Annotated in this window: 20 protein-coding genes; 8 read left to right on the forward strand and 12 right to left on the reverse strand. The window is 54.1% G+C overall.

The features are described 5' to 3' along the window. The 6 genes from yidC (at position 1) to ACLJRH_RS24085 (ending at position 6,948) form a co-directional block, all read left to right on the forward strand. Positions 1–1,647: a membrane protein insertase YidC gene (gene yidC / locus ACLJRH_RS24060; RefSeq protein ID WP_023136900.1), complete on the forward strand. Its 1,647-nt coding sequence runs from the start codon at positions 1–3 to the stop codon at positions 1,645–1,647. Between the two features lie 141 nt (positions 1,648–1,788). Next, positions 1,789–3,153 carry a tRNA uridine-5-carboxymethylaminomethyl(34) synthesis GTPase MnmE gene (gene mnmE / locus ACLJRH_RS24065; protein WP_000019081.1) on the forward strand — a complete coding sequence of 455 codons (1,365 nt, stop codon included), beginning with the start codon at positions 1,789–1,791 and terminating at the stop codon, positions 3,151–3,153. A gap of 182 nt (positions 3,154–3,335) precedes the next feature. Further along, on the forward strand, positions 3,336–4,523 hold the full coding sequence (locus ACLJRH_RS24070; RefSeq protein ID WP_000819610.1) for an MFS transporter: 1,188 nt from the start codon (positions 3,336–3,338) through the stop codon (positions 4,521–4,523). Beyond that, on the forward strand, positions 4,492–5,451 hold the full coding sequence (yidZ, locus tag ACLJRH_RS24075; protein ID WP_000749365.1) for an HTH-type transcriptional regulator YidZ: 960 nt from the start codon (positions 4,492–4,494) through the stop codon (positions 5,449–5,451). The genes ACLJRH_RS24070 and yidZ overlap by 32 nt, the downstream gene beginning before the upstream one ends. 157 nt (positions 5,452–5,608) lie before the next feature. After that, complete coding sequence (locus tag ACLJRH_RS24080; protein ID WP_000190678.1) at positions 5,609–6,364, forward strand: 4'-phosphopantetheinyl transferase family protein; 756 nt, start codon at positions 5,609–5,611, stop codon at positions 6,362–6,364. Next, the gene (locus tag ACLJRH_RS24085) at positions 6,364–6,948 is read left to right on the forward strand and encodes an NADPH-dependent FMN reductase (RefSeq protein WP_001608976.1); all 585 of its coding nucleotides are present in this window, start codon (positions 6,364–6,366) and stop codon (positions 6,946–6,948) included. The genes ACLJRH_RS24080 and ACLJRH_RS24085 overlap by 1 nt, the downstream gene beginning before the upstream one ends. A 44-nt stretch (positions 6,949–6,992) precedes the next feature. Here ACLJRH_RS24085 and adeP read toward each other — a convergent pair whose 3' ends face one another. Beyond that, complete coding sequence (adeP, locus tag ACLJRH_RS24090; RefSeq protein WP_001519317.1) at positions 6,993–8,330, reverse strand: adenine permease AdeP; 1,338 nt, start codon at positions 8,328–8,330, stop codon at positions 6,993–6,995. A gap of 168 nt (positions 8,331–8,498) precedes the next feature. Here adeP and yieH point away from each other — a divergent pair, with 168 nt between their 5' ends. After that, positions 8,499–9,164, forward strand: a complete 666-nt coding sequence (gene yieH / locus ACLJRH_RS24095; protein WP_001528219.1) for a 6-phosphogluconate phosphatase — start codon at positions 8,499–8,501, stop codon at positions 9,162–9,164. Positions 9,165–9,258: 94 nt separating this feature from the next. On the opposite strand, the gene phoU is transcribed toward yieH, so the two are convergent. The 7 genes from phoU to ACLJRH_RS24130 all read right to left on the reverse strand — a co-directional run bounded on the left by phoU (position 9,259) and on the right by ACLJRH_RS24130 (position 16,290). Continuing rightward, positions 9,259–9,984 (reverse strand): phosphate signaling complex protein PhoU, encoded by a 726-nt coding sequence (phoU, locus tag ACLJRH_RS24100; protein WP_000377800.1) that lies wholly within the window; start codon positions 9,982–9,984, stop codon positions 9,259–9,261. 14 nt (positions 9,985–9,998) lie between these two features. Beyond that, positions 9,999–10,772, reverse strand: coding sequence for a phosphate ABC transporter ATP-binding protein PstB (pstB, locus tag ACLJRH_RS24105; protein WP_000063118.1), 774 nt, complete (start codon positions 10,770–10,772; stop codon positions 9,999–10,001). Positions 10,773–10,858: 86 nt separating this feature from the next. Further along, on the reverse strand, positions 10,859–11,749 hold the full coding sequence (gene pstA / locus ACLJRH_RS24110) for a phosphate ABC transporter permease PstA (RefSeq protein WP_000212197.1): 891 nt from the start codon (positions 11,747–11,749) through the stop codon (positions 10,859–10,861). Next, entirely contained in the window at positions 11,749–12,708 is a 960-nt protein-coding gene (pstC, locus tag ACLJRH_RS24115; protein WP_000741630.1) for a phosphate ABC transporter permease PstC, read from the reverse strand. The genes pstA and pstC overlap by 1 nt, the downstream gene beginning before the upstream one ends. A gap of 135 nt (positions 12,709–12,843) precedes the next feature. Further along, positions 12,844–13,884 carry a phosphate ABC transporter substrate-binding protein PstS gene (gene pstS, locus ACLJRH_RS24120; protein ID WP_000867132.1) on the reverse strand — a complete coding sequence of 347 codons (1,041 nt, stop codon included), beginning with the start codon at positions 13,882–13,884 and terminating at the stop codon, positions 12,844–12,846. Positions 13,885–14,049: 165 nt separating this feature from the next. Continuing rightward, positions 14,050–15,423: a fructose-specific PTS transporter subunit EIIC gene (locus tag ACLJRH_RS24125; protein WP_023136902.1), complete on the reverse strand. Its 1,374-nt coding sequence runs from the start codon at positions 15,421–15,423 to the stop codon at positions 14,050–14,052. Positions 15,424–15,471: 48 nt separating this feature from the next. Then, positions 15,472–16,290: a shikimate 5-dehydrogenase gene (locus ACLJRH_RS24130; protein ID WP_001646865.1), complete on the reverse strand. Its 819-nt coding sequence runs from the start codon at positions 16,288–16,290 to the stop codon at positions 15,472–15,474. Between the two features lie 94 nt (positions 16,291–16,384). Here ACLJRH_RS24130 and ACLJRH_RS24135 point away from each other — a divergent pair, with 94 nt between their 5' ends. Next, on the forward strand, positions 16,385–18,142 hold the full coding sequence (locus ACLJRH_RS24135) for an SgrR family transcriptional regulator (RefSeq protein ID WP_023136903.1): 1,758 nt from the start codon (positions 16,385–16,387) through the stop codon (positions 18,140–18,142). A 149-nt stretch (positions 18,143–18,291) separates the two neighbouring features. Here the strand turns inward: ACLJRH_RS24135 and glmS are convergent, their stop codons facing one another. From glmS to ACLJRH_RS24155, 4 genes are all read right to left on the reverse strand, one after another. After that, the gene (gene glmS, locus ACLJRH_RS24140) at positions 18,292–20,121 is read right to left on the reverse strand and encodes a glutamine--fructose-6-phosphate transaminase (isomerizing) (protein ID WP_000334067.1); all 1,830 of its coding nucleotides are present in this window, start codon (positions 20,119–20,121) and stop codon (positions 18,292–18,294) included. A gap of 188 nt (positions 20,122–20,309) precedes the next feature. Beyond that, a complete protein-coding gene (gene glmU / locus ACLJRH_RS24145) occupies positions 20,310–21,680 on the reverse strand; it encodes a bifunctional UDP-N-acetylglucosamine diphosphorylase/glucosamine-1-phosphate N-acetyltransferase GlmU (RefSeq protein ID WP_023136904.1) in 1,371 nt (456 codons plus the stop codon). Positions 21,681–22,000: 320 nt separating this feature from the next. Further along, positions 22,001–22,699: a Bax inhibitor-1 family protein gene (locus tag ACLJRH_RS24150; protein WP_000009908.1), complete on the reverse strand. Its 699-nt coding sequence runs from the start codon at positions 22,697–22,699 to the stop codon at positions 22,001–22,003. Between the two features lie 229 nt (positions 22,700–22,928). After that, positions 22,929–23,348, reverse strand: a complete 420-nt coding sequence (locus ACLJRH_RS24155; RefSeq protein WP_001251971.1) for a F0F1 ATP synthase subunit epsilon — start codon at positions 23,346–23,348, stop codon at positions 22,929–22,931. Positions 23,349–23,350: the final 2 nt, after the last annotated feature.

Below are 23,350 nucleotides of genomic sequence, written 5' to 3' on the forward strand. Positions count from 1 at the left end.
ATGGATTCGCAACGCAATCTTTTAGTCATCGCTTTGCTGTTCGTGTCTTTCATGATCTGGCAAGCCTGGGAGCAGGATAAAAATCCGCAACCTCAGACTCAACAGACCACGCAGACAACGACCACCGCAGCGGGTAGCGCCGCCGACCAGGGCGTACCAGCCAGTGGCCAGGGGAAAATGATTACGGTGAAAACCGATGTGCTTGATTTGACTATCAACACCCGTGGTGGTGATGTCGAGCAGGCCTTGCTCCCGGCTTACCCGAAAGAACTGGGTTCCAACGAACCGTTCCAGCTGCTGGAAACCACCCCGCAGTTTATCTATCAGGCGCAAAGCGGCCTGACAGGCCGCGACGGCCCGGATAACCCGGCGAACGGCCCGCGTCCGCTGTACAACGTCGAGAAAGAGGCGTTTGTACTGGCCGACGGTCAGAACGAACTGCAGGTTCCGATGACTTATACTGACGCCGCAGGCAACACGTTTACCAAAACGTTTGTCTTTAAGCGTGGCGATTATGCGGTTAACGTGAACTATAGCGTGCAGAACATCGGCGAAAAACCGCTGGAAGTTTCCACCTTTGGTCAGTTAAAACAATCCGTCAACCTGCCTCCTCATCGCGACACCGGCAGCAGCAACTTTGCGCTGCATACGTTCCGCGGCGCAGCGTACTCCACGCCGGATGAGAAGTATGAGAAATACAAATTCGACACTATTGCCGATAACGAAAACCTCAACGTCAGCTCCAAAGGCGGTTGGGTGGCAATGTTGCAGCAGTATTTCGCTACCGCATGGATTCCGCGTAACGACGGCACCAACAATTTCTACACCGCCAATCTGGGTAACGGCATTGTCGCTATCGGCTATAAAGCGCAGCCGGTACTGGTACAGCCAGGCCAGACTGGCGCGATGACCAGCACCCTGTGGGTCGGCCCGGAAATTCAGGATAAAATGGCGGCTGTTGCACCGCACCTGGATTTGACCGTGGACTACGGCTGGTTGTGGTTCATCTCTCAGCCACTGTTCAAGTTGCTGAAGTGGATCCACAGCTTTGTGGGCAACTGGGGCTTCTCCATTATCATCATTACCTTTATCGTTCGCGGTATCATGTACCCGCTGACCAAAGCGCAGTACACATCAATGGCGAAGATGCGTATGCTGCAGCCGAAAATTCAGGCGATGCGCGAACGTCTTGGCGATGATAAACAGCGCCAAAGCCAGGAGATGATGGCCCTGTACAAAGCGGAGAAGGTTAACCCACTGGGCGGCTGCTTCCCGCTGATCATCCAGATGCCTATCTTCCTGGCGTTGTACTACATGCTGATGGGTTCCATTGAACTGCGTCATGCGCCGTTCGCGCTGTGGATTCATGACCTGTCCGCACAGGACCCGTACTACATTCTGCCGATCCTGATGGGCGTAACGATGTTCTTCATTCAGAAGATGTCGCCGACCACCGTGACCGACCCGATGCAGCAGAAGATCATGACCTTTATGCCGGTCATCTTTACGGTGTTCTTCCTGTGGTTCCCGTCAGGTCTGGTGCTGTACTATATCGTCAGCAACCTGGTCACCATCATTCAGCAGCAGCTGATTTACCGTGGTCTGGAGAAGCGTGGCCTGCATAGCCGCGAGAAGAAAAAATCCTGATTCGGTGTAGGCCGGATAAGGCGAAGCCGCCATCCGGCAAGGCGCGCCGGTCAGCCTGATGGCGCTAACGCTTATCAGGCCTACAATCAAAAGGCGGTCATATGACCGCCTTTTTTTATTGCAACAAAGTTGAGACTAACCATGAGCCATAACGACACTATCGTCGCCCAGGCAACCCCACCGGGACGCGGTGGCGTGGGTATCCTGCGTATCTCTGGTCTGAAGGCGCGCGACGTTGCGCAAGAGGTGCTGGGCAAGCTGCCGAAGCCGCGCTATGCCGACTACCTGCCGTTTAAAGACGTTGACGGCAGCGCGCTGGATCAGGGTATTGCGCTGTGGTTCCCCGGCCCAAACTCCTTCACCGGTGAAGATGTGCTGGAGCTACAAGGGCACGGCGGTCCGGTGATCCTGGACCTGCTGTTAAAACGTATCCTGACGCTTCCAGGCGTGCGCATTGCCCGACCGGGCGAGTTCTCCGAGCGAGCGTTCCTCAACGATAAGCTCGATTTAGCCCAGGCAGAAGCCATTGCCGACCTGATCGATGCCAGTTCCGAACAGGCGGCGCGTTCGGCGCTAAACTCGTTACAGGGGGCATTTTCCGCCCGCGTTAACCACCTTGTGGAAGCACTTACTCACCTGCGAATCTACGTCGAAGCGGCTATTGATTTTCCGGATGAGGAGATCGACTTTCTCTCTGACGGCAAAATCGAAGCGCAGCTCAATGGCGTCATCGCCGATCTTGACGCCGTGCGCACCGAAGCGCGCCAGGGCAGCCTGCTGCGCGAAGGGATGAAGGTAGTGATTGCCGGACGCCCGAATGCCGGGAAATCCAGCCTGCTGAATGCGCTGGCAGGCCGTGAAGCGGCCATTGTCACCGATATCGCCGGTACCACGCGCGACGTGTTGCGCGAGCATATTCACATCGACGGGATGCCGCTGCATATCATCGATACCGCCGGACTGCGCGACGCCAGCGACGAAGTTGAGCGTATCGGCATCGAACGTGCCTGGCAGGAGATTGAACAGGCCGATCGCGTGCTGTTTATGGTGGATGGCACCACGACGGACGCCGTTGACCCTGCCGACATCTGGCCGGACTTTATCGCCCGTCTGCCCAAAAATCTACCGATTACCGTGGTACGTAACAAGGCGGATATCACCGGCGAAACGCTGGGTATTAGTGAAGTAAATGGTCACTCACTGGTTCGCCTCTCGGCGCGTACCGGCGAAGGCGTCGACGTGCTGCGTAACCACCTCAAGCAGAGCATGGGTTTTGATACCAATATGGAAGGCGGCTTCCTGGCCCGCCGCCGTCACCTGCAGGCGCTGGCGGAAGCCGCTGAACATCTTGAGCAGGGCAAAGCACAGCTATTAGGCGCGTGGGCGGGGGAACTGCTGGCGGAAGAATTGCGCCTGGCGCAGCAAAGCTTAAGCGAGATTACCGGCGAGTTTACCTCCGACGACCTGCTGGGACGGATTTTCTCCAGCTTCTGTATCGGCAAATAACGTTGTGTTGCCCGGTGGCACGATGCTTACCGGGCCTACAGAACCCGTAGGCCGGATAAGGCGTTTACGCCGCTATCCGGCAACAATAATTTCCCATGAGGAAATCACTGTTGTCCAAATGGCAACTCGTCTCGCGCAACGTCGCCCCGTATTCTTAGCGCCACACTTTTCGTGAGGCCGCTATGAAACGTTTTCTACTGTGTAGTTTTGCCCTGGTTTTACTCTATCCTGCCGGTATTGATATGTATCTGGTCGGTTTACCGCGTATAGCCGCCGATCTGAACGCCAGCGAGGCGCAGTTGCATATCGCCTTCTCCGTTTACCTGGCCGGAATGGCGACGGCCATGCTGTTTGCCGGGAAGATAGCCGACCAGTCAGGCCGCAAGCCGGTCGCGATCGTCGGCGCGCTCGTCTTTATGATAGCCTCACTGCTTTGTTCACGGGCGTCGGAAGGCTCGCTATTTCTGAGTGGGCGTTTTCTTCAGGGGGTAGGAGCAGGCGGCTGCTATGTGGTGGCGTTCGCCATTCTGCGCGACACGCTCGACGAGCATCGTCGGGCGAAAGTGCTGTCATTATTGAATGGGATTACCTGTATTGTGCCGGTACTCGCCCCGGTGATGGGGCATTTGATTATGCTTCGTTTCCCCTGGCAAAGTCTGTTCTATACGATGTCCGCGATGGGCATTATTGTGGGCCTGTTATCACTGTTTATCCTGCGCGAGACGCGCCCGGCAAGGCTGGCTCCACGCGATTTATCACGATCGTCGCCCGCCGCCGAGTCGCTGGTTAACCGTTTTTTCGTCAGTCGACTGGCGATCACCACCCTTAGCGTGTCGGTGATCCTGACCTTCGTCAATGCCTCTCCAGTGCTGCTGATGGAGGTGATGGGATTTAGCCGTGGCGACTATGCCATTACCATGGCGCTCACCGCAGGCGTCAGCATGGTCGTCTCTTTTTCTACCCCTTTTGCGCTTGGGTTATTTAAGCCGCGAACCTTAATGCTCGTCTCACAGGGGCTGTTTTTGACGGCTGGCGTGACGTTAAGCCTTGCTCATACCAATACCGTCACGCTCTTTGGCCTGACGCTTATCTGCGCCGGATTCTCGGTTGGTTTTGGCGTCGCGATGAGCCAGGCGCTGGGGCCGTTTTCGCTGCGCGCCGGAGTGGCCAGTTCCACGCTGGGTATCGCGCAGGTTTGCGGTTCATCACTGTGGATTTGGCTGGCGGCAATACTCGGTATCAGCGCGATGAATATGCTGATCGGGATTCTGATTGGTTGTAGCATAGTGAGTATTCTGCTGATCTTCTCCGTCACGCCCAACAGGTCCGTAGCCGAGCATGAAGAAATCCCTTACCAATCTCGATCTTAATCTGCTGTTATGCCTACAGTTACTCATGCAGGAGCGCAGCGTCACTAAAGCTGCAAAACGGATGAACGTAACGCCCTCTGCGGTCAGCAAATCGCTGGCGAAACTCCGGGCATGGTTTGACGATCCGCTGTTCGTCAATACGCCGCTGGGCCTGGCGCCGACGCCGCTGATGGTCAGTATGGAGCAAAGTCTGGCGGACTGGATGCAGATGGGGAACCAACTGCTTGATAAGCCGCATCATCAAACGCCGCGCGGTTTAAAATTTGAGTTGGCGGCAGAGTCGCCGCTGATGATGATTATGTTTAATTCACTGTCGCAGCAGATTTATCAGCGCTATCCGCAGGCTACCATTAAGGTTCGCAACTGGGATTATGACTCGCTGGAGGCGATTACGCGTGGGGAAGTCGATATCGGATTTACCGGACGCGAAAGCCATCCCCGCTCGCGAGAATTGCTCAGCCTGTTGCCGCTCGCGATTGATTTTGAGGTGTTGTTTAGCGATTTGCCGTGGGTCTGGCTGCGGGAAGATCATCCGGCGCTGCGCGAAGCGTGGGATCTGGACACATTTCTGCGCTACCCGCATATCAGTATTTGCTGGGAGCAAAGCGATACCTGGGCGCTGGATGATGTCCTGCAAGAAATGGGACGCAAACGTCATATCGCGTTGAGCCTGCCGGGGTTCGAGCAGTCGCTCTTTATGGCCGCCCAGCCGGATCACACCCTGATAGCAACCGCGCCGCGCTATTGCCAGCACTACAATCAGCTCCACCAGCTACCGTTAGTGGCGCGCCCCCTGCCTTTTGATGCGCAACAGCGGGAAAAGCTGATGGTGCCGTTTACCCTATTATGGCACAAACGTAATAGTCATAATCCCAAGATTGTGTGGCTACGACAGGCTATCAACACGCTCTGCCGTCGCCTTATCTGACCACCTGCGTTGATAAATTAACCTTCCTCTTACCAGAAATGTCACCGTCTGATTAAAGAACGTTCTGAAATTGAATTTTTAGCGCGTAAAACCTGTCCATAATTTACGTTAATGTTACTCTCGTCATTATCACGGCCCATTAATCACGGAGCGAAAAATGGCGACTCACTTTGCCAGAGGGATACTTACGGAGGGACAGTTGGTTTCAATTCGTCTCTCTTCGTCTTGCCATATTGAAGCCAGAAACCTGCCTGCTCACCGACGAACGCGTTTTCTCGCCTCCAGAGGCCTTCTTGCCGAACTGATGTTTATGCTGTACGGAATTAGCGAGCTGCCGGAAATCATTATTCAGGCGAAAGGTAAACCCGCGTTTCGTGACAAAAATCTGCCAGGTTTTTCTATCTCCTACGCCGGAAATATGGTTGGCGTGGCGTTGACCACCGAAGGAGAGTGCGGGCTGGATATGGAATTACAGCGCACCTCCCGCGGCTTTCACCATCCGCATTCGCTCGAACGCCACCCTTTCTCCCGTAATGAAAACTTATGGGTAGCCAATCAAAACGATCCCAACGAAGCGCGAGCGCAACTCATCACATTGCGCCAGAGCGTGTTAAAACTCACCGGCGATGTCATGAATGACGATCCGCGGGAGCTGCAACTTTTACCCGTTGCCGGACGCCTGAAGTGCGCGCATGTCACACAGCTTGAAGCCGTATGCGATGCGGAAGATGTGCTGGTATGGTCCGTAACCGTTACGCCAGCGATAGAAAAATTAAAAGTGTGGGAGTTCGATGGTAAACTGGGCTGGAAAAGCCTGCCCGATATCCAGACGCGCGCCAATGAGCCAACCGGTCGTCTGATGCGCTTCGCCCAACTCCCCGCCGCCAAATCGTATACGCTTAATCGTTCATAATGAAAAAAGGGGCACGTATGTCTGAAACGCTGAATGTGGTTACATTGCTGGGAAGTTTACGCAAAGGTTCCTTTAACGGGATGGTGGCGCGTACGCTGCCTAAAGTCGCGCCGGCAGGAATGACGGTATCGCCGCTGCCTTCAATCGGGGATATTCCGCTGTATGACGCCGATATCCAGCAGGAAGAGGGATTTCCAGCCAGCGTAGAGGCGCTGGCGGAGCAGATTCGCAACGCTGACGGCGTCGTCATTGTGACGCCGGAATATAACTATTCCGTTCCCGGCGGCCTGAAGAATGCCATCGACTGGCTATCCCGTCTGCCTGAGCAGCCGCTGGCGGGTAAGCCCGTTCTTATCCAGACCAGTTCAATGGGGGCGATTGGCGGCGCGCGCTGCCAGTATCATCTGCGCCAGATTCTGGTGTTCCTTGATGCGATGGTGATGAATAAACCGGAATTTATGGGCGGCGTGATTCAGAATAAAGTCGACCCGCAACTGGGCGAAGTGATTGAGCAGGGAACGTTAGATCATTTGACCGGTCAGTTGACCGCATTTGGCGAGTATATTCAGCGCGTTAAAGCGTAAGTTATTTAAAAACCCTCCCCCCGATGGGGCGAGGGTTCATTTCATTAGTGTGCGTCAATAAACACAATCTTCAGCACGAATAACAGCGCGACAATCACTACGCACGGGCTAAGGTCGCGCAGGCGACCGGTACCGATTTTCATCACGCAGTAAGAGATAAAGCCCAGCGCGATACCTTCGGTGATCGAGAAGCTAAACGGCATCATTACCGCCGTAATAAACGCCGGGACCGATTCGGTTAAATCCTGCCAGTTTACCCGCGCCAGGCTGGAGGTCATCAGCACGCCGACGTAAATCAGCGCGCCCGCCGCCGCGTAAGGCGGCACCATGCCCGCCAGCGGCGACAGGAAGATAACCAGCAGGAACAAAATACCGACCACTACTGCCGTCAAACCGGTGCGACCGCCCACCGAAACGCCGGAAGAGGACTCAATATAAGCGGTCACAGAAGAGGTTCCGACAAATGCGCCAGTGACGGAAGAGATACTATCAACAAACAGCGCCTGCTTCATGCGCGGGAATTTGCCTTTCTCATCCGCCAGGCCGGCTTTATCGGTCACGCCAATCAGCGTACCGGAGGAGTCAAACAGGTTTACCAGCATGAAGGAGAAAATAACCCCCGCCAGGCCAAGATTGAACGAGCCTGCCAAATCGACATGCCCTACCACGCTGGTGACGCTTGGCGGCGCGGAGACAATGCCGTTGTAGTGTACATCGCCCATCATCCAGCCAAGCAGCGTCGTGACGATGATGGACACCAGCACCGCCGCATGAATGTTGCGCGAAGCGAGAATCGCAATAATAAAGAATCCGAGAACCCCCAGCAGCACGCTGTGCGAGGTCAGGTTGCCGATGCTGACCAGCGTTTCCGGGTTAGCGACGATCACGCCGGCGTTTTTTAGCCCCATCATGCCGATAAACAGGCCGATGCCGCTGGTGATGCCCACGCGCAGGCTGACCGGAATGTTGGCGATCATCCAGTAACGCACGCGGAAGATAGTCAGCAATAAAAGACCAACAGCGCCCCAGAAAATGGCGCCCATGCCTACCTGCCACGGCAGTCCCATTGCCTGCACAACCACGAAGGCAAAGAACGCATTCAGCCCCATCGCGGGCGCCAGCGCCACCGGCAGGTTAGCGAACAGGCCCATCAGAATACTGCCAAAGGCCGCAATCAGACAGGTGGTCACAAAGACGGCGCTAGTGTCCATGCCAGCTACGCCCAGAATTTGCGGGTTAACAAAAACGATATAAACCATCGTCAGGAAAGTGGTAAAACCGGCGATCACTTCGGTTCGTGCCGTCGTGCCATGTTCGCGCAGTTTAAACACGCGTTCCAGCATACCCTGACCAGAAGCCTGGGTGGTGTGTTGTTGACTCATTATCAATTTCCGGAGAAAGGAGGGAAAATTCGCCGTTATCCTATACCAAAATGCGACACCTGGCGCAGTTGTGTGGTAATTTTTTTCACTCAATTTGTTAGTACGGCAACGATTGCGTCCCCTCATTCAGCATTACGTAAACGTTAAACTTGTTAAAATGGAAATGACATGTCCCAAATCGAAGCGGTGTTTTTTGACTGTGACGGCACGCTGGTCGACAGTGAAGTGATTTGCTCGCGCGCCTATGTCACTATGTTCCGGCAGTTCGGCATTACGCTTAAGCTCACGGAAGTATTCAGACGCTTTAAAGGCGTAAAGCTCTACGAAATTATCGATACCATCAGTAAAGAGCATGGCGTTGCGCTGGCAAAGGCGGAGCTGGAGCCCGTGTATCGCGCCGAGGTTGCGCGCCTGTTCGATACCGAACTGGAAGCGATCGCGGGCGCAAATACCCTGCTGGAGAGCATTAAGACGCCGATGTGCGTGGTATCCAACGGGCCGGTCAGTAAGATGCAGCATTCGCTGGGTAAACTGGGCATGTTGCATCATTTTCCCGATTTGCTGTTTAGCGGTTACGATATTCAACGCTGGAAGCCCGATCCGGCGCTGATGCTCCATGCGGCGAACGCCATGAAGGTCAATGTTGAGAAGTGTATTCTGGTGGATGATTCCAGCGCAGGCGCGCAGTCAGGAATTGCAGCGGGAATGGAAGTGTTTTATTTCTGCGCCGATCCGCATAACAAGCCGATCGATCACCCTAACGTGACGACGTTTACCGATTTGGCGCAGTTGCCGGGATTGTGGAAAGCGCGCGGGTGGGAGATTACGCGTTAACTGAAATGCCGGATGGCGCTGACGCTTATCCGGCCTACAGCATCTGTACCTGTAGGCCCGGTAAGCGCAGCGCCACCGGGCAAAAGAATGAGATTTACTCTTTCGGATCTTTCCCCGCCAGCAGCTTATCCAGCTCATCTCCGCCCACGTGACGGAAATCCTGCCCCTTCACGAAGTAGAAGATGTATTCGCAAATATTCTGGCAACGGTCACCGATACGCTCGATAGAGCGCGCGCAGAATAACGCGGTCAGCACGCTGGGAATCGTGCGCGAGTCTTCCATCATGTAGGTCATCAGCTGACGCACGATGCCTTCGTACTCCTGGTCAACCTTCTTATCTTCACGATAAATGCGCACCGCTTCATCGAGATCCATCCGCGCGAACGCATCCAGAACGTCGTGTAGCATCTGCACGGTGTGGCGACCCAGCGACTCCAGGCTGACCAGCAGCGGCTGGTGCTGCTGGGAGAATTTCTCCAGCGCGGTACGGCAGATTTTATCCGCCACGTCGCCAATGCGCTCCAGTTCGGCGATGGTTTTGATAATCGCCATTACCAGACGCAGGTCACTCGCCGTCGGCTGGCGCTTGGCGATAATACGCACGCAGGCTTCATCGATGGCGACTTCCATCATATTAACCTGATGATCGCCTTCTACCACGCGCTTCGCCAGCTCGCTGTCCTGGTTGTGCATGGCGGTGATAGCGTCAGAAAGCTGCTGCTCCACCATGCCGCCCATGGTCATTACCTGAGTGCGGATGCTTTCCAGTTCTGCGTTGAACTGGCCGGAAATATGTTTATTAAGGTTCAGACTGTCCATTACGCACTCCTGAATTAACCGTAACGACCGGTGATATAGTCTTCTGTTTGTTTCTTCGCGGGCTTGGTGAACAGATCGTCCGTGTTGCTGAACTCAATCAACTCGCCCAGGTACATAAACGCCGTATGATCGGAGCAACGTGCCGCCTGCTGCATGTTGTGGGTCACGATCACCACGGTGTAATCCTGTTTCAGCTCGGTGATCAGCTCTTCAATACGCCCGGTGGATATCGGGTCCAGAGCTGAACATGGCTCATCCAGCAGCAACACTTCCGGGCGAATAGCGATACCACGCGCAATGCACAGGCGCTGCTGCTGACCACCGGAGAGAGAGTACCCGCTCTGGTGCAATTTATCTTTGGTTTCGTTCCATAATGCGGCTTTGGTCAACGCCCACTGCACGCGCTCGTCCATATCGGCGCGAGACAGCTTCTCAAACAGACGCACGCCAAAGGCGATATTGTCATAGATGGACATCGGGAACGGCGTCGGCTTCTGGAATACCATCCCCACTTTTGCGCGCAGCAGCGCGATATCCTGGGTGTTGGTGAGAATATTGTCGCCATCCAGCAGAATTTCACCTTCCGCGCGCTGCTCCGGATAAAGCGAATACATTTTATTGAAGGTACGCAGTAGCGTTGATTTACCGCAGCCGGATGGCCCGATAAATGCCGTTACCTGATTCTTCGCGATATCCAGATTAATGTTCTTCAGGGCATGGAATTTGCCGTAGTAGAAGTTCAAATCACGAACCTGAATCTTACTCGGGGCAGTTTCAACCATACTCATTTCACTCTTTTCCTCATCCAGCGCCGCATCCGCCACGCCGTAAAATAATGCCTGATGGCGCTACGCTTATCAGGCCTACAATGTCTTTAACCGTGTTTTTTCTTCGCGAAAACAACACGCGCCAGAATATTCAGCAGCAGTACGCACAGGGTAATAATCAGCACGCCCGCCCAGGCTAATTGTTGCCATTCGGCAAACGGGCTCATCGCGAATTTAAAGATGGTCACCGGCAGGTTGGCGATCGGCTGCATCATGTCGGTGCTCCAGAACTGGTTCGAGAGCGCGGTAAACAACAATGGCGCCGTTTCCCCGGCGATACGGGCAATGGCCAGCAGAATACCGGTCATAATGCCGGAGATAGAGGCTTTCAGCGTAATCGCGGAGATCATCTTCCACTTCGGCGTACCCAGCGCATAAGCGGCTTCACGCAGGCTATCCGGCACCAGCTTGAGCATGTTTTCAGTGGTACGGATAACGATCGGTACCTGCAACAGCGCCAGCGCAATCACCCCTGCCCAACCGGAGAAGTGCTGCATCTGCGCCACCACGATGGTGTAAACAAACAGCCCCACAACAATTGACGGCGCGGAAAGCAGAATGTCGTTAATAAAACGAATGATTTCCGCCAGCCAGGATTTACGGCCATATTCCGCCAGATAGATCCCGGCCATAATCCCCAGCGGGGTACCCAATACGGTAGCCCAGAGAATCAATAATCCACTCCCTGCCAGGGCGTTCGCCAGCCCGCCGCCCGCGGTGTTCGGCGGCGGTGTCATTTCGGTAAACAGCGCCAGCGACATACCATCAATGCCGCGCGTGATGGTGGACATCAAAATCCAGATCAGCCAGAACAGGCCAAATGCCATCGTCGCCATTGAGAGCGTTAGTGCGATACGGTTCTTCATGCGGCGACGCGCCTGCATCTTGCGACGGGATTCCGCGAGCTGCGCGGTGTTCTGCATATCAAGCGTAGCCATTAACGTGCTCCCTCGTTCTTCGCCAGACGCATAATCATGAACTTAGACGCCGCCAGGACGATAAAGGTGATCACAAACAGAATCAGCCCCAGTTCCATCAACGCTGCCACGTGCAGACCCGATTCCGCCTCAGCGAATTCGTTCGCCAGTGCGGAAGTGATGCTGTTGCCCGGCATATACAGCGACGCGCTGTCGAGCTGGTAGGTGTTGCCGATGATAAAAGTGACCGCCATCGTTTCACCCAGAGCACGGCCCAGTCCCAGCATAATGCCGCCGATCACGCCATTTTTGGTGAACGGTAGCACGATGCGCCAGATAACTTCCCAGGTAGTGCAGCCGATACCGTAAGCGGACTCTTTCATCATTACCGGCGTTTGCTCGAAGACGTCGCGCATAACCGCCGCAATGTAGGGGATGATCATGATGGCGAGGATGACGCCCGCCGCCAGAATGCCGATACCAAACGCCGGGCCGGAGAACAGCGCGCCGACAAAAGGAATGTTGGAAAGAATATTGCCGACCGGCTCCTGGAAGTACGTCGCAAACAGCGGCGCGAAGATAAACAGCCCCCACATGCCGTACACGATACTGGGAATTGCCGCCAGCAGTTCAATGGCGATGCCGAGCGGACGCTTTAGCCAGCCTGGCGCCAGCTCGGTTAAAAACAGGGCAATGCCGAAACTGACCGGAACGGCGATCAGCAGTGCGATAAAGGAGGTCACCAGCGTGCCGTAAATGGGCACCAGTGCGCCGTAGATATCGTTTGGCGCGTCCCATTCCTTAGTCCAAAGAAATGAGAAACCAAATTTCTGAATACTTGGCCAGGAGGAGATGATCAATGAGACGATAATACCGCCCAACATCAATAGCACAATCAGCGCAGCCAGTTTTACCAGCGCGCTGAAAATCATGTCGCCTTTTTTACCCGGCGGGTTAAAAGCAGGCTTGGTTGCAGCCATAAATTACTCTTTCCATTAAACGCGTTTTACGACGTTGCCCCTGCCGGATGGCGCTACGCTTATCCGGCCTACAACGTGGGCCTGCGGTCGAAACCGTAGGGCGGATAAGCGTAGCGCCATCCGCCAATTCGTTAATTAATACAGCGCCTTACCGTTGCTGTCTTTTATACTGGTCTTCCAGGCGGTACGAACCTGCTCAACAACGTTATCCGGCAGGCTGGCGTAGTCCAGATCATTCGCCTGCTTAGCGCCATTTTTGTAGGCCCAGTCGAAGAACTTCAACACTTCAGCACCCTGCTCAGGTTTCTTCTGCGCTTTGTGGACCAGGATAAAGGTGGTGGAGGTGATTGGCCACACATCGTCACCTTTCTGGTTGGTCAGATCCTGCGCGAAGGTTTTGCTCCAGTCTGCGCCTTTCGCCGCATTAGAGAAGCTCTCTTCCGTCGGGCTTACCGGTTTGCCGTCGGCAGAAACCAGTTTGGTGTAGGCCAGGTTGTTCTGCTTGGCATACGCATACTCAACGTAGCCAATAGCGCCTGGCAGACGCTGTACAAATGCCGCGATACCGTCGTTACCTTTACCGCCCAGACCAGTCGGCCAGTTTACGGTAGAGCCCGCACCAATTTTGGATTTCCACTCTTCGTTGACTTTCGCCAGGTAACTGGTGAACACGAAGGAGGTACCGGAACCGTCAGCGCGACGCACCACAGCGATATTCTGAGAAGGCAGCTTCACGCCTGGGTTCAATTTGGTGATGGCTTCATCATCCCACTTCTTGATTTTACCGAGGTAGATGTCACCCAGCGTTTTACCATCCAGCACCAGTTCGCCGGATTTGAGGCCTGGAATATTCACCGCCAGCACCACGCCGCCGATCACAGTCGGAAACTGGAACAGGCCTTCCTGATTCAGTTTTTCGTCAGACAGCGGCGCATCGGAAGCGCCAAAATCAACGGTATTCGCGGTGATTTGTTTCACGCCGCCGGAAGAGCCTATCCCCTGGTAATTGACTTTGTTACCGGTTTCTTTCTGGTAGGTATCCGCCCATTTGGCATACACCGGTGCAGGAAACGTTGCACCGGCACCTGTCAGGCTTGCTGCTGCAAAGGCAGAGAACGCGCTCATCGATAAGGTCGCGGCGACAACAGTTGCGACAGTGGTACGCATAACTTTCATAATGTCTCCTGCACGGTTTCGGTAAATCATTGTTTGAGTTGCTACGATGAGCAAAATAGGACAAATTGATGACAGTTATATGTCTTGATTATGACGGTTTGATGACAATGGAAATAAAAAAGCTGGCCCGGGGAGACACCAGACCAGCCTGCAGGGGGAGATGAATTAAACTGTTTGCGCAACCACAGACGGTTTCAATAGCGCGTACATCAGGCCGCAGACAATCGTGCCCAGGGCAATCGAGAGCAGGTACTGCATCACATGTTCCACCGCATGCGGGATCGCCAGGACAAAGAGGCCGCCGTGTGGCGCCATCAGTGTACAACCGAAATACATGGACAGACCCCCGGCGATTGCGCCACCGACCATCGTGGAAGGGATGACGCGCATCGGGTCTCGCGCGGCGAAGGGAATCGCCCCTTCAGAGATAAAGCACAGCCCCAGGATAAAAGATGCATTACCCGCTTCATGCTCAGCGGCATTGAATTTCGCTCTGGCCGCCCAGGTTGCGACGCCCATTCCTAATGCCGGTACCATCCCTGCCGCCATAATAGCCGCCATTGGCATATAAGAATGAGAAGCCAGTAAACCAACGCCGAAGGTATACGCAGCTTTATTCACCGGCCCGCCAAGGTCAAAACCTTGCATTGCGCCCAGCAACATTCCCAGCAAGATAGCATTCGTAGAGGTCATACTCCCCAGGAACGTCGTCAGCCCTTCCATCACCGCAGAAACGGGGCCACCCACCACGTAAATCATGATAAGGCCGGTAACCAGCGTAGACAGTAGCGGCAAAACCAGCACAGGCTTAAGCGCTTCCATTGACGCCGGCAGCTTAATATTTTGCGCAAGAAACCGTACGCTGTAACCGGCCAGAAAACCGGCCACAATCCCACCCAGGAAACCAGCGCCGCACAGGCTGGCCAACATCCCGCCAATAAGCCCCGGGGCCAGACCCGGACGATCGGCAATTGAGAAGGCAATAAACCCAGCCAGTACCGGCACCATCAGCGCAAAGGCCGCCTTACCGCCGATTTGAAATAACGCAGCCGCCAGCGTGCCCGGCTCATTGAAAGCCTGGATACCGAAGACAAAAGAGAGCGCGATACACAACCCTCCCGCCACCACCAAAGGAAGCATATGGGATACGCCGGTCATTAAATGCTTATAAACGCCGGGTAGCTCTGTTTTACCAGCTGAAGAAGAGCGCCCGGCACTCCCCTGATAGACCTCGGCGCTATTGAAAGCATTATCCATTTCCTGCGCACTCTTTTTTAACGCCGCGCCGGTACTGGTGCGATAGAGTCTTTTGCCAACAAAGCCTGACAGATCCAGTTCAATATCCGCCGCGATAATCACCACATCCGCCTGCGCTATCTCTTCCGCGGTCAGCGTGTTCTTCGCCCCGACGGAACCGCGGGTTTCAACCTTGATCCAGTCACCACGCTTGCGGGCTTCAATTTCCAACGCTTCTGCCGCCATAAAGGTATGGGCGACGCCCGTCGGACAGGCCGTCACAGCAACAATTTTTTTAGTCATAGTAGGGTACCCTGTTCTTTTAATTTAAAGAAAAAGCGGGAAAAAATGTTACAGACGTGACCAGGCCGCGGCTTTCTGGAACAGCGCGTCATCCGGGCGAATCCCGGTATAAAGGACAAATTGCTCCACGGCCTGAATAGCAAACACTTCGGAACCGGTAATCACGGTTTTACCGCGTTCACGGGCGTAGCGGATTAGCGGCGTGACGGGCGGTAGCGCCACCACATCAAAGATAACGCTCGCCTTATCCACTTCCTGTTCGGAATAAGAGAGTTTGTCGGCATCATTACCGCCAGCCATTCCGATAGGCGTGGCGTTAATTAACAAATCGGCTTCAATACCGTCGGTATCCGGGCGCCATTCATAGCCATAGAGTTCGGCCAGTTGTTTACCTGACGCTTCATCAATCGCGACAATATAACCACGGGTAAACCCCGCATCCTTCAGCGCGCAGGCCACCGCCTTTGCCATACCACCGCTGCCACGCAAAGCAAATACCAGGTCGGGAGAGACCTTGTAATTCGCCAGCAAGCGAGCTATTGCAATGTAATCGGTGTTGTACGCCTTCAGATGGCCATTGGTATTCACAATGGTATTAACTGAGTGAATGGCCTGAGCAGAAGCATCCAGTTCATCCACCAGCGGAATGCAGGCTTCTTTAAACGGCATAGAGATCGCGCACCCACGGATCCCCAGACCGCGCACGCCGCTAATGGCCTGCGTAAGATTGGTCGGCGAAAAGGCTTTGTAGAGATAATTGAGATCCAGCGCTTCGTACAGATAGTTGTGAAAGCGTGTACCGAAGTTACTTGGGCGTGCCGCCAGGGACATGCAGACCTGAGTGTCTTTATTAATGCGCTTTGTCATGATGAATCCTCATAGAAGTTGCGATAGAGAAAATCATCGGCTAAAAAGGGGATATTAAAAATTGCTCATTCCCGTTCGGGAAATTTCACCTTTTATGGCAACCCGGCACACTGAACAAAAATACTTAAAGCTACTCCAGCACTATGGCGACAAGCCCGTTAGCGTGACGCTACAGGAGCTGGCGGATGTGTTGTTCTGCACCCGGCGGCATATGCGTAATCTGTTGCTTCAGATGCAGGAGGCAAAGTGGCTCATCTGGCAATCACAGGCCGGACGTGGGCATCGCGCCCGGCTTCACCTGCGCTATAAACCAGAACAGCTGTTAAGCGAAAAGGCGGAGCAGTTACTGGAGTCTGGTCATGTTGATCAGGCCATTCAACTGCTGGGTAAAAATAAGCACCAGGTGGCGCAACTGCTGCGCTCAAAACTGGGCTATAGCGTGCGGGCAGACTATCAGCGGCTGTGCATCCCCTATTACCGGACAATGCCGTCGCTGTGCCCCGGCACGCCGCTGCGTCGCTCTGAACAGCATCTGGTCAGGCAGATTTTTAGCGGCCTGACGCGCATAAATGAGGAAAAAGGTGAAGTCGAAGCCGATCTTGCCCACCACTGGCGGCAGATTGATCCACTGCGCTGGCGTTTTTATCTGCGCCCCGCCGTCCTCTGGCATGATGGTCAGGAGCTGACGATCGACGCGGTTATCGCTTCACTGACCCGCAGCGCTAAGCTGCCGTTGTTCTCGCACTTGCAGACCATTCAGGCCACCGGGCCGCTGAGCCTTGAAATTACGCTGGCGCACCCGGATAACCGACTGCCGCTGCTGCTCAGCCATATTGATGCCATGATCCTACCGCCTAACCATACACAACGCGCTGATTTCCCGGCACATCCTGTGGGGACTGGCCCTTATGAGGTGGTGGAAAACAATGGCTTTCATCTGCAAATGAAGGCCTTTGACCACTATTTCGGTCTGCGCGGGCTGCTGGATGAAGTGGAGGTCTTTATCTGGCCGAATTTAACGGAGACAGACAACCTGGCGGAATCGCTGTCGGATAACGACACGGCAGCCTGGCTCAGCTCCAGCCTGAGCGATGAGGATTACGTTTCCGGACGGCTTAGCCAGGTAGCGGGCAAACCTTCTGACAACCTGCGCGAGATGTTTCTTGAGCGTGGAGGCTATTTTTTATTATGCGACAGCCGCTCCCCGCACTGGCATACCGCCGAACATCGCCGCTGGCTGCGGGAAACACTCAGCCCTTACGCCATACTCCAGCATCTGAGTGAGGCAATTCGCCCCTTCTGGGTACCGGGCGGCAGCCTGCTGTCCTCCTGGTTTCATACTATTGAGGCGGGCCCGGCCTGTTCACCTTTTATCTCGTCGTCGCCCTACGCGAAACTGCGTCTGGCCTATCACGATCAGCACCCTGAATTTCCAATGCTTCTGGATATCATGCAAAAGATCATGCGCCAGCAGGGCATTTTACTTGAGGGCGTTGCACTGAATTATGATGACTGGGCAAGCGGCAAGGCCGAGGTTGATCTCTGGCTGGGGACAGTTAATTTCCCCATTCCCGAAGAGTGGAACGTCGGTACATGGCTGCTGGGCTCCCCTTTACTGCGCCACGCCATCAGCGGTGGGGATGATGCGCTGCTGGCCCAATGGGAAACCCAGTGGCATGCCGAAACAATCAGCGCGGAACAACTGGTCAGGGAAACCACCCGTTCAGGCTGGCTACAACCGCTTTTTCACCACTGGATGCGACTCAAAGGCCCCGACCGGGCCAGGGGGATCCACCTGAATAACCTGGGGTGGTTTGATTTCCGATCCACCTGGATTGAGCCAGGGCCTTAAAGAAGAGAATGTGACCGGGTGCCCGTAGCGCAGGCCGGCGTAGCACCTCTTAGTCGCTCTTCAGCCACCATAGAGAAAGAACAGCGCCTGTCACGGTGCACAAAAAAAGGCCGTCTATCGACGGCCTTCTGCCTGGTACTACATTTGACTTACTCTACGGTAACCGATTTCGCCAGGTTACGCGGCTGGTCAACGTCGGTGCCTTTAATCAGCGCCACGTGATACGCCAGCAGTTGCAGCGGAACGGTGTAGAAGATAGGCGCGATCACTTCTTCTACATGCGGCATCTCAATGATGTGCATGTTGTCGCTGCTGACGAAACCCGCATCCTGGTCGGCGAAGACGTACAACTGACCGCCACGCGCGCGAACTTCTTCGATGTTGGATTTCAGTTTCTCCAGCAGTTCGTTGTTCGGCGCCACCACAATCACCGGCATATCGGCGTCAATCAGCGCCAACGGCCCGTGTTTCAGCTCGCCTGCAGCATAGGCTTCCGCGTGAATGTAAGAGATCTCTTTCAGCTTCAGCGCGCCTTCCAGCGCAATCGGATATTGATCGCCACGACCGAGGAATAACGCGTGATGCTTGTCGGAGAAATCTTCTGCAAGCAGCTCGATGCGTTTGTCCTGCGACAGCATCTGCTCAATACGGCTCGGCAGCGCCTGTAGGCCATGCACGATATCATGCTCAATGGACGCATCCAGACCTTTCAGGCGAGACAGTTTCGCCACCAGCATCAACAGCACGGTTAACTGGGTGGTGAAGGCTTTGGTAGATGCTACGCCAATTTCCGTACCCGCGTTGGTCATCAGCGCCAGATCGGATTCACGTACCAGCGAAGAGCCGGGCACGTTACAAATGGCGAGCGATCCGAGGTAGCCCAATTCTTTGGATAAACGCAGGCCCGCTAAGGTATCTGCCGTTTCGCCAGACTGGGAGAGTGTGATCATCAGGCTATTACGGCGCACGGCAGATTTGCGATAGCGGAATTCAGAGGCGATTTCAACGTCGCACGGAATACCTGCCAGCGATTCAAACCAGTAACGGGAAACCATACCGGAGTTGTAAGACGTACCGCAGGCGAGGATCTGAATATGCTCAACCTTCGACAGCAGTTCGTCGGCGTTCGGCCCCAGCTCGCTTAAATCCACCTGACCGTGGCTGATGCGCCCGGTAAGGGTGTTTTTAATCGCGTTCGGCTGTTCGTAGATCTCTTTCTGCATGTAGTGGCGGTAAATACCTTTATCGCCCGCGTCATATTGCAGATTGGATTCGATATCCTGACGTTTTACTTCCGCGCCGGTGTTATCGAAGATATTTACCGAACGGCGAGTGATTTCAGCGATATCGCCCTCTTCAAGGAAGATAAAGCGACGAGTCACTGGCAACAGCGCCAGCTGGTCAGAAGCGATAAAGTTTTCGCCCATACCCAAGCCAATCACCAACGGGCTACCAGAACGTGCCGCCAGTAGGGTATCCGGGTGACGGGTATCCATGATCACTGTACCGTACGCACCACGCAGCTGCGGGATAGCACGCAGAACAGCCTCACGCAGAGTACCGCCCTGTTTCAGTTCCCAGTTTACCAGGTGTGCAATCACTTCGGTGTCGGTTTCAGAAACGAAGGTATAGCCACGCGCTTTTAACGCTTCACGCAGCGGTTCATGGTTTTCGATGATGCCGTTATGCACCACCACAATGTGTTCAGAAACATGCGGATGCGCGTTAGCTTCTGAAGGTTCACCGTGCGTCGCCCAGCGAGTGTGAGCAATACCGGTACCGCCATGCAGAGGATGTTCTTCCGCTGCCTGAGCCAGCATCTGGACTTTACCGAGGCGACGCAGGCGGGTCATATGACCTTCTGCATCCACCACGGCCAGACCGGCAGAGTCATATCCGCGGTATTCCAGACGACGTAAACCTTCAAGAAGGATTTCAGCTACATCACGCTGCGCGATAGCGCCAACAATTCCACACATAGTTTTATTTCCTGATTATGGCATTACGCCATGCGTTGTCGCTGACCTGTATGCCCGTTGTTGCGGGCGCCCCGAGCCTTGTAGAGAGTGGGGTTATTTTTATAAGTACTGCTCATGGAGCGGAGGATTATTTTATCCTCTCATCTCCGGTCTGCCGGATGGCGCTGACGCTTATCCGGCTTACAAAATCACTTTTTCTTCACCGGACGCTGCCAGCCTTGCTTATGTACCTGCGGCACGCGGCTTAATACCAGTTCATTGTCGGCTACATTACGGGTGACGGTAGTCCCTGCGGCGATGGTGGCACCTTTACCAACAGTAACCGGCGCCACCAGTTGGGTATCGGAGCCGACAAACACATCGTCGCCAATAACCGTTTTGAATTTGTTCGCGCCATCATAGTTACAGGTGATGGTCCCCGCGCCGATATTCACGTTGTCGCCAATTTCCGCATCGCCCAGGTAGGTCAGATGACCGGCTTTAGAACCTTTACCCAGACGCGCTTTTTTCATCTCAACAAAATTGCCGACGTGAGCGCCCGCTAACAGCTCCGCGCCTGGACGCAGGCGAGCAAACGGGCCGATGGTGCAGGCCGCTTCCAGATGCGCATCTTCCACCACGCTGTATGGGCTAATTTCACAGTCATCGCCAATGACGCTGTTTTTAATAATGCAGCCCGCGCCGATCTTCACACGATGACCGAACGTCACGTTACCTTCGATGATAACGTTAGCGTCAATTTCCACATCACGTCCGTGAGCCAGATTACCGCGCAGATCAAAACGAGCCGGATCGCGCAACATAACGCCGGATAACAGCAGTTTCTCCGCCTGTTCGGCCTGGTAAATACGCTCCAGACGAGAAAGCTGTAGACGGTTATTCACGCCGTCCGTTTCGCTGATGCGAGCCGGATGCACCGCGGCGATTTCCCGTCCTTCCTGATAAGCCAGCGCAATGATATCTGTGATGTAATATTCACCCTGCGCATTATTGTTAGTCAGCTTAGACAACCAGCGTTTCAGGTCCGCGCCGTTGGCGATCAGAATACCGGTATTAATTTCCTGGATCTGACGCTGTTCATCAGTGGCGTCTTTATGTTCAACGATGCCGGTCACTTTACCGTTTTCACGCGTAATACGGCCATAGCCGCTCGGATCGTCCAGCTTCACGGTTAATAACCCAATACCACCCTGCGGTTTGGCATCGCACAGGCGCTGTAAGGTTTCAACCGAAATCAGCGGCACGTCGCCGTAAAGCATTAAAATATCTTCATCGTCGCTAAAGAAGGGCGCGGCCTGCTGCATTGCGTGACCTGTTCCCAACTGTTCCGCCTGAAGCACCCAGTTCAGCTTGTCATCTTTCAGGGTCTTTTTTAACAACTCGCCACCGTGGCCATAGACCAGATGAACCTGTGCGGCCCCTAATTTAGTTGCTGCATCAATGACATGCTGCACCATGGGTTTACCCGCCAGCGTGTGCAGCACTTTAGGAATATCGGAATACATGCGCGTGCCTTTACCTGCGGCAAGGATCACTACGCTCATAGCACTATTTAACATACGCGTCCTGACTGTAATTTGAGAACGAATTTATACTGTTTCACGTTGAAAATACTACATTTTTTTCATCGTAAAATGGAAGAAGGATAAAACGCTCACCGGGATAACATCCCCGCCTGCTAATGAATCATTTTCGTTCATTACCGCGCCTCTTGTCTCCTGAAAAGTAAAAACACCCGCGTATTGGCAACGTAGTCCGATGTTTTTGCTGTTTTTTTACTCCATAAATAAAGAAGATAACGTAATAAAGCGTAGGGGAGTCAGAAAAGCAAAAACCAGCGACAGAGGCCGCTGGTTTTCCGTTGCGCGTATTTTTTTACTTAATTACGCGACATAAAAATCCGCAAAATATACCAGAACATGGTCGCGATAGAAGCGAACAGATGTAATGCCGCGCCAGCAGGGCGATCGGTAGGGTAATGGTGAATAATGTTAGAAGTGTCGTAAAGTATAAACCCGGCGCACAGCAGTACCATTAGCGCAGAAAACCAGACGCCCAGCGAGAAGCCGCAGATGACGCTGGCAATAATCGCGCCAAAAGCAATGAACCCAGCCATAGTCAGAAACGAGCGCAGAAAAGAAAAGTCTTTTTTTATGGAAAAAGCGGTAAACGTCAGACCGCCAACCAGCAACAGGGTCGTTATTGCCGCCGCGCCAATGCTCGACGGGTTAATATACGCCGCCACCGTTAACAGGGGGGCAAAAATCAGGGATTCTGCTAACACATAAATCCCCAGCCCGATAAGTTGCGTTTGATTAGTCCCCGCATTATCCGCCAGACGGGTCGCCAGCATTCCCACCAGCATAAAAGCGCCGAGAACAACCAACCAGCTATATCTTCCACCAGCCAGCAGCACATCAAGCGCATACTCCCCGACCCCTATAAAACTCCACGCCGCGCTCAACACGATAAAACCGACGATGGCGACGGCGAGATGAAGATAAGCGCGACGAATAAAGGTAGTACGATCAATCCTTGAGTCGGGTTGTGGACCCGCAAAGGATGGCTGAAATGACATAGTAATAATCCCTCATTTTATGCAATAAAAACGCATCCATTCCTTCCTTCTTCGCACAATGTGCAGATGCCAATGCCAGAAAGAAGGATTTAATGAAAACAGCGCTGTCGCTGAAAACGCGTCGCCTTCAGCCGCTTGTTTTTGTCGTTGCTAGTTTATCGAATAAAAATTGAGAGGATAAAAAAAAACCAGTCCGCAATCAGACTGGTTTTATGCTTTCAAGCCGGTGTTACATCGCTTTTTTGGTCAACTCGATAACGCGCAGTTTAGCGATCGCTTTGGCCAGTTCCGCAGACGCCTGAGCGTAATCCACGTCACCGTGCGAGCTCTTAATGTGCTCTTCGGCTTTACGCTTCGCTTCCAGGGCTCGCGCTTCGTCGAGATCCTGACCGCGAATCGCGGTATCCGCCAGAACGGTCACGCTGCCAGGCTGCACTTCCAGAATGCCGCCGGACAGATAGATAAACTCTTCATGACCGTGCTGCTTAACGATGCGAATCATACCAGGCTTAATGGCGGTGAGCAGCGGCGCGTGCCCCGGGTAAATCCCCAGTTCGCCTTCGCTACCCGTAACCTGGATTTTCTCGACCAGACCGGAGAACATTTGTTGCTCCGCGCTGACGACATCCAGGTGGTAAGTCATTGCCATAT

Source organism: Salmonella sp. SAL04162 (assembly GCF_046551535.1).
Taxonomy (GTDB): Bacteria; Pseudomonadota; Gammaproteobacteria; order Enterobacterales; family Enterobacteriaceae; genus Salmonella; species Salmonella enterica.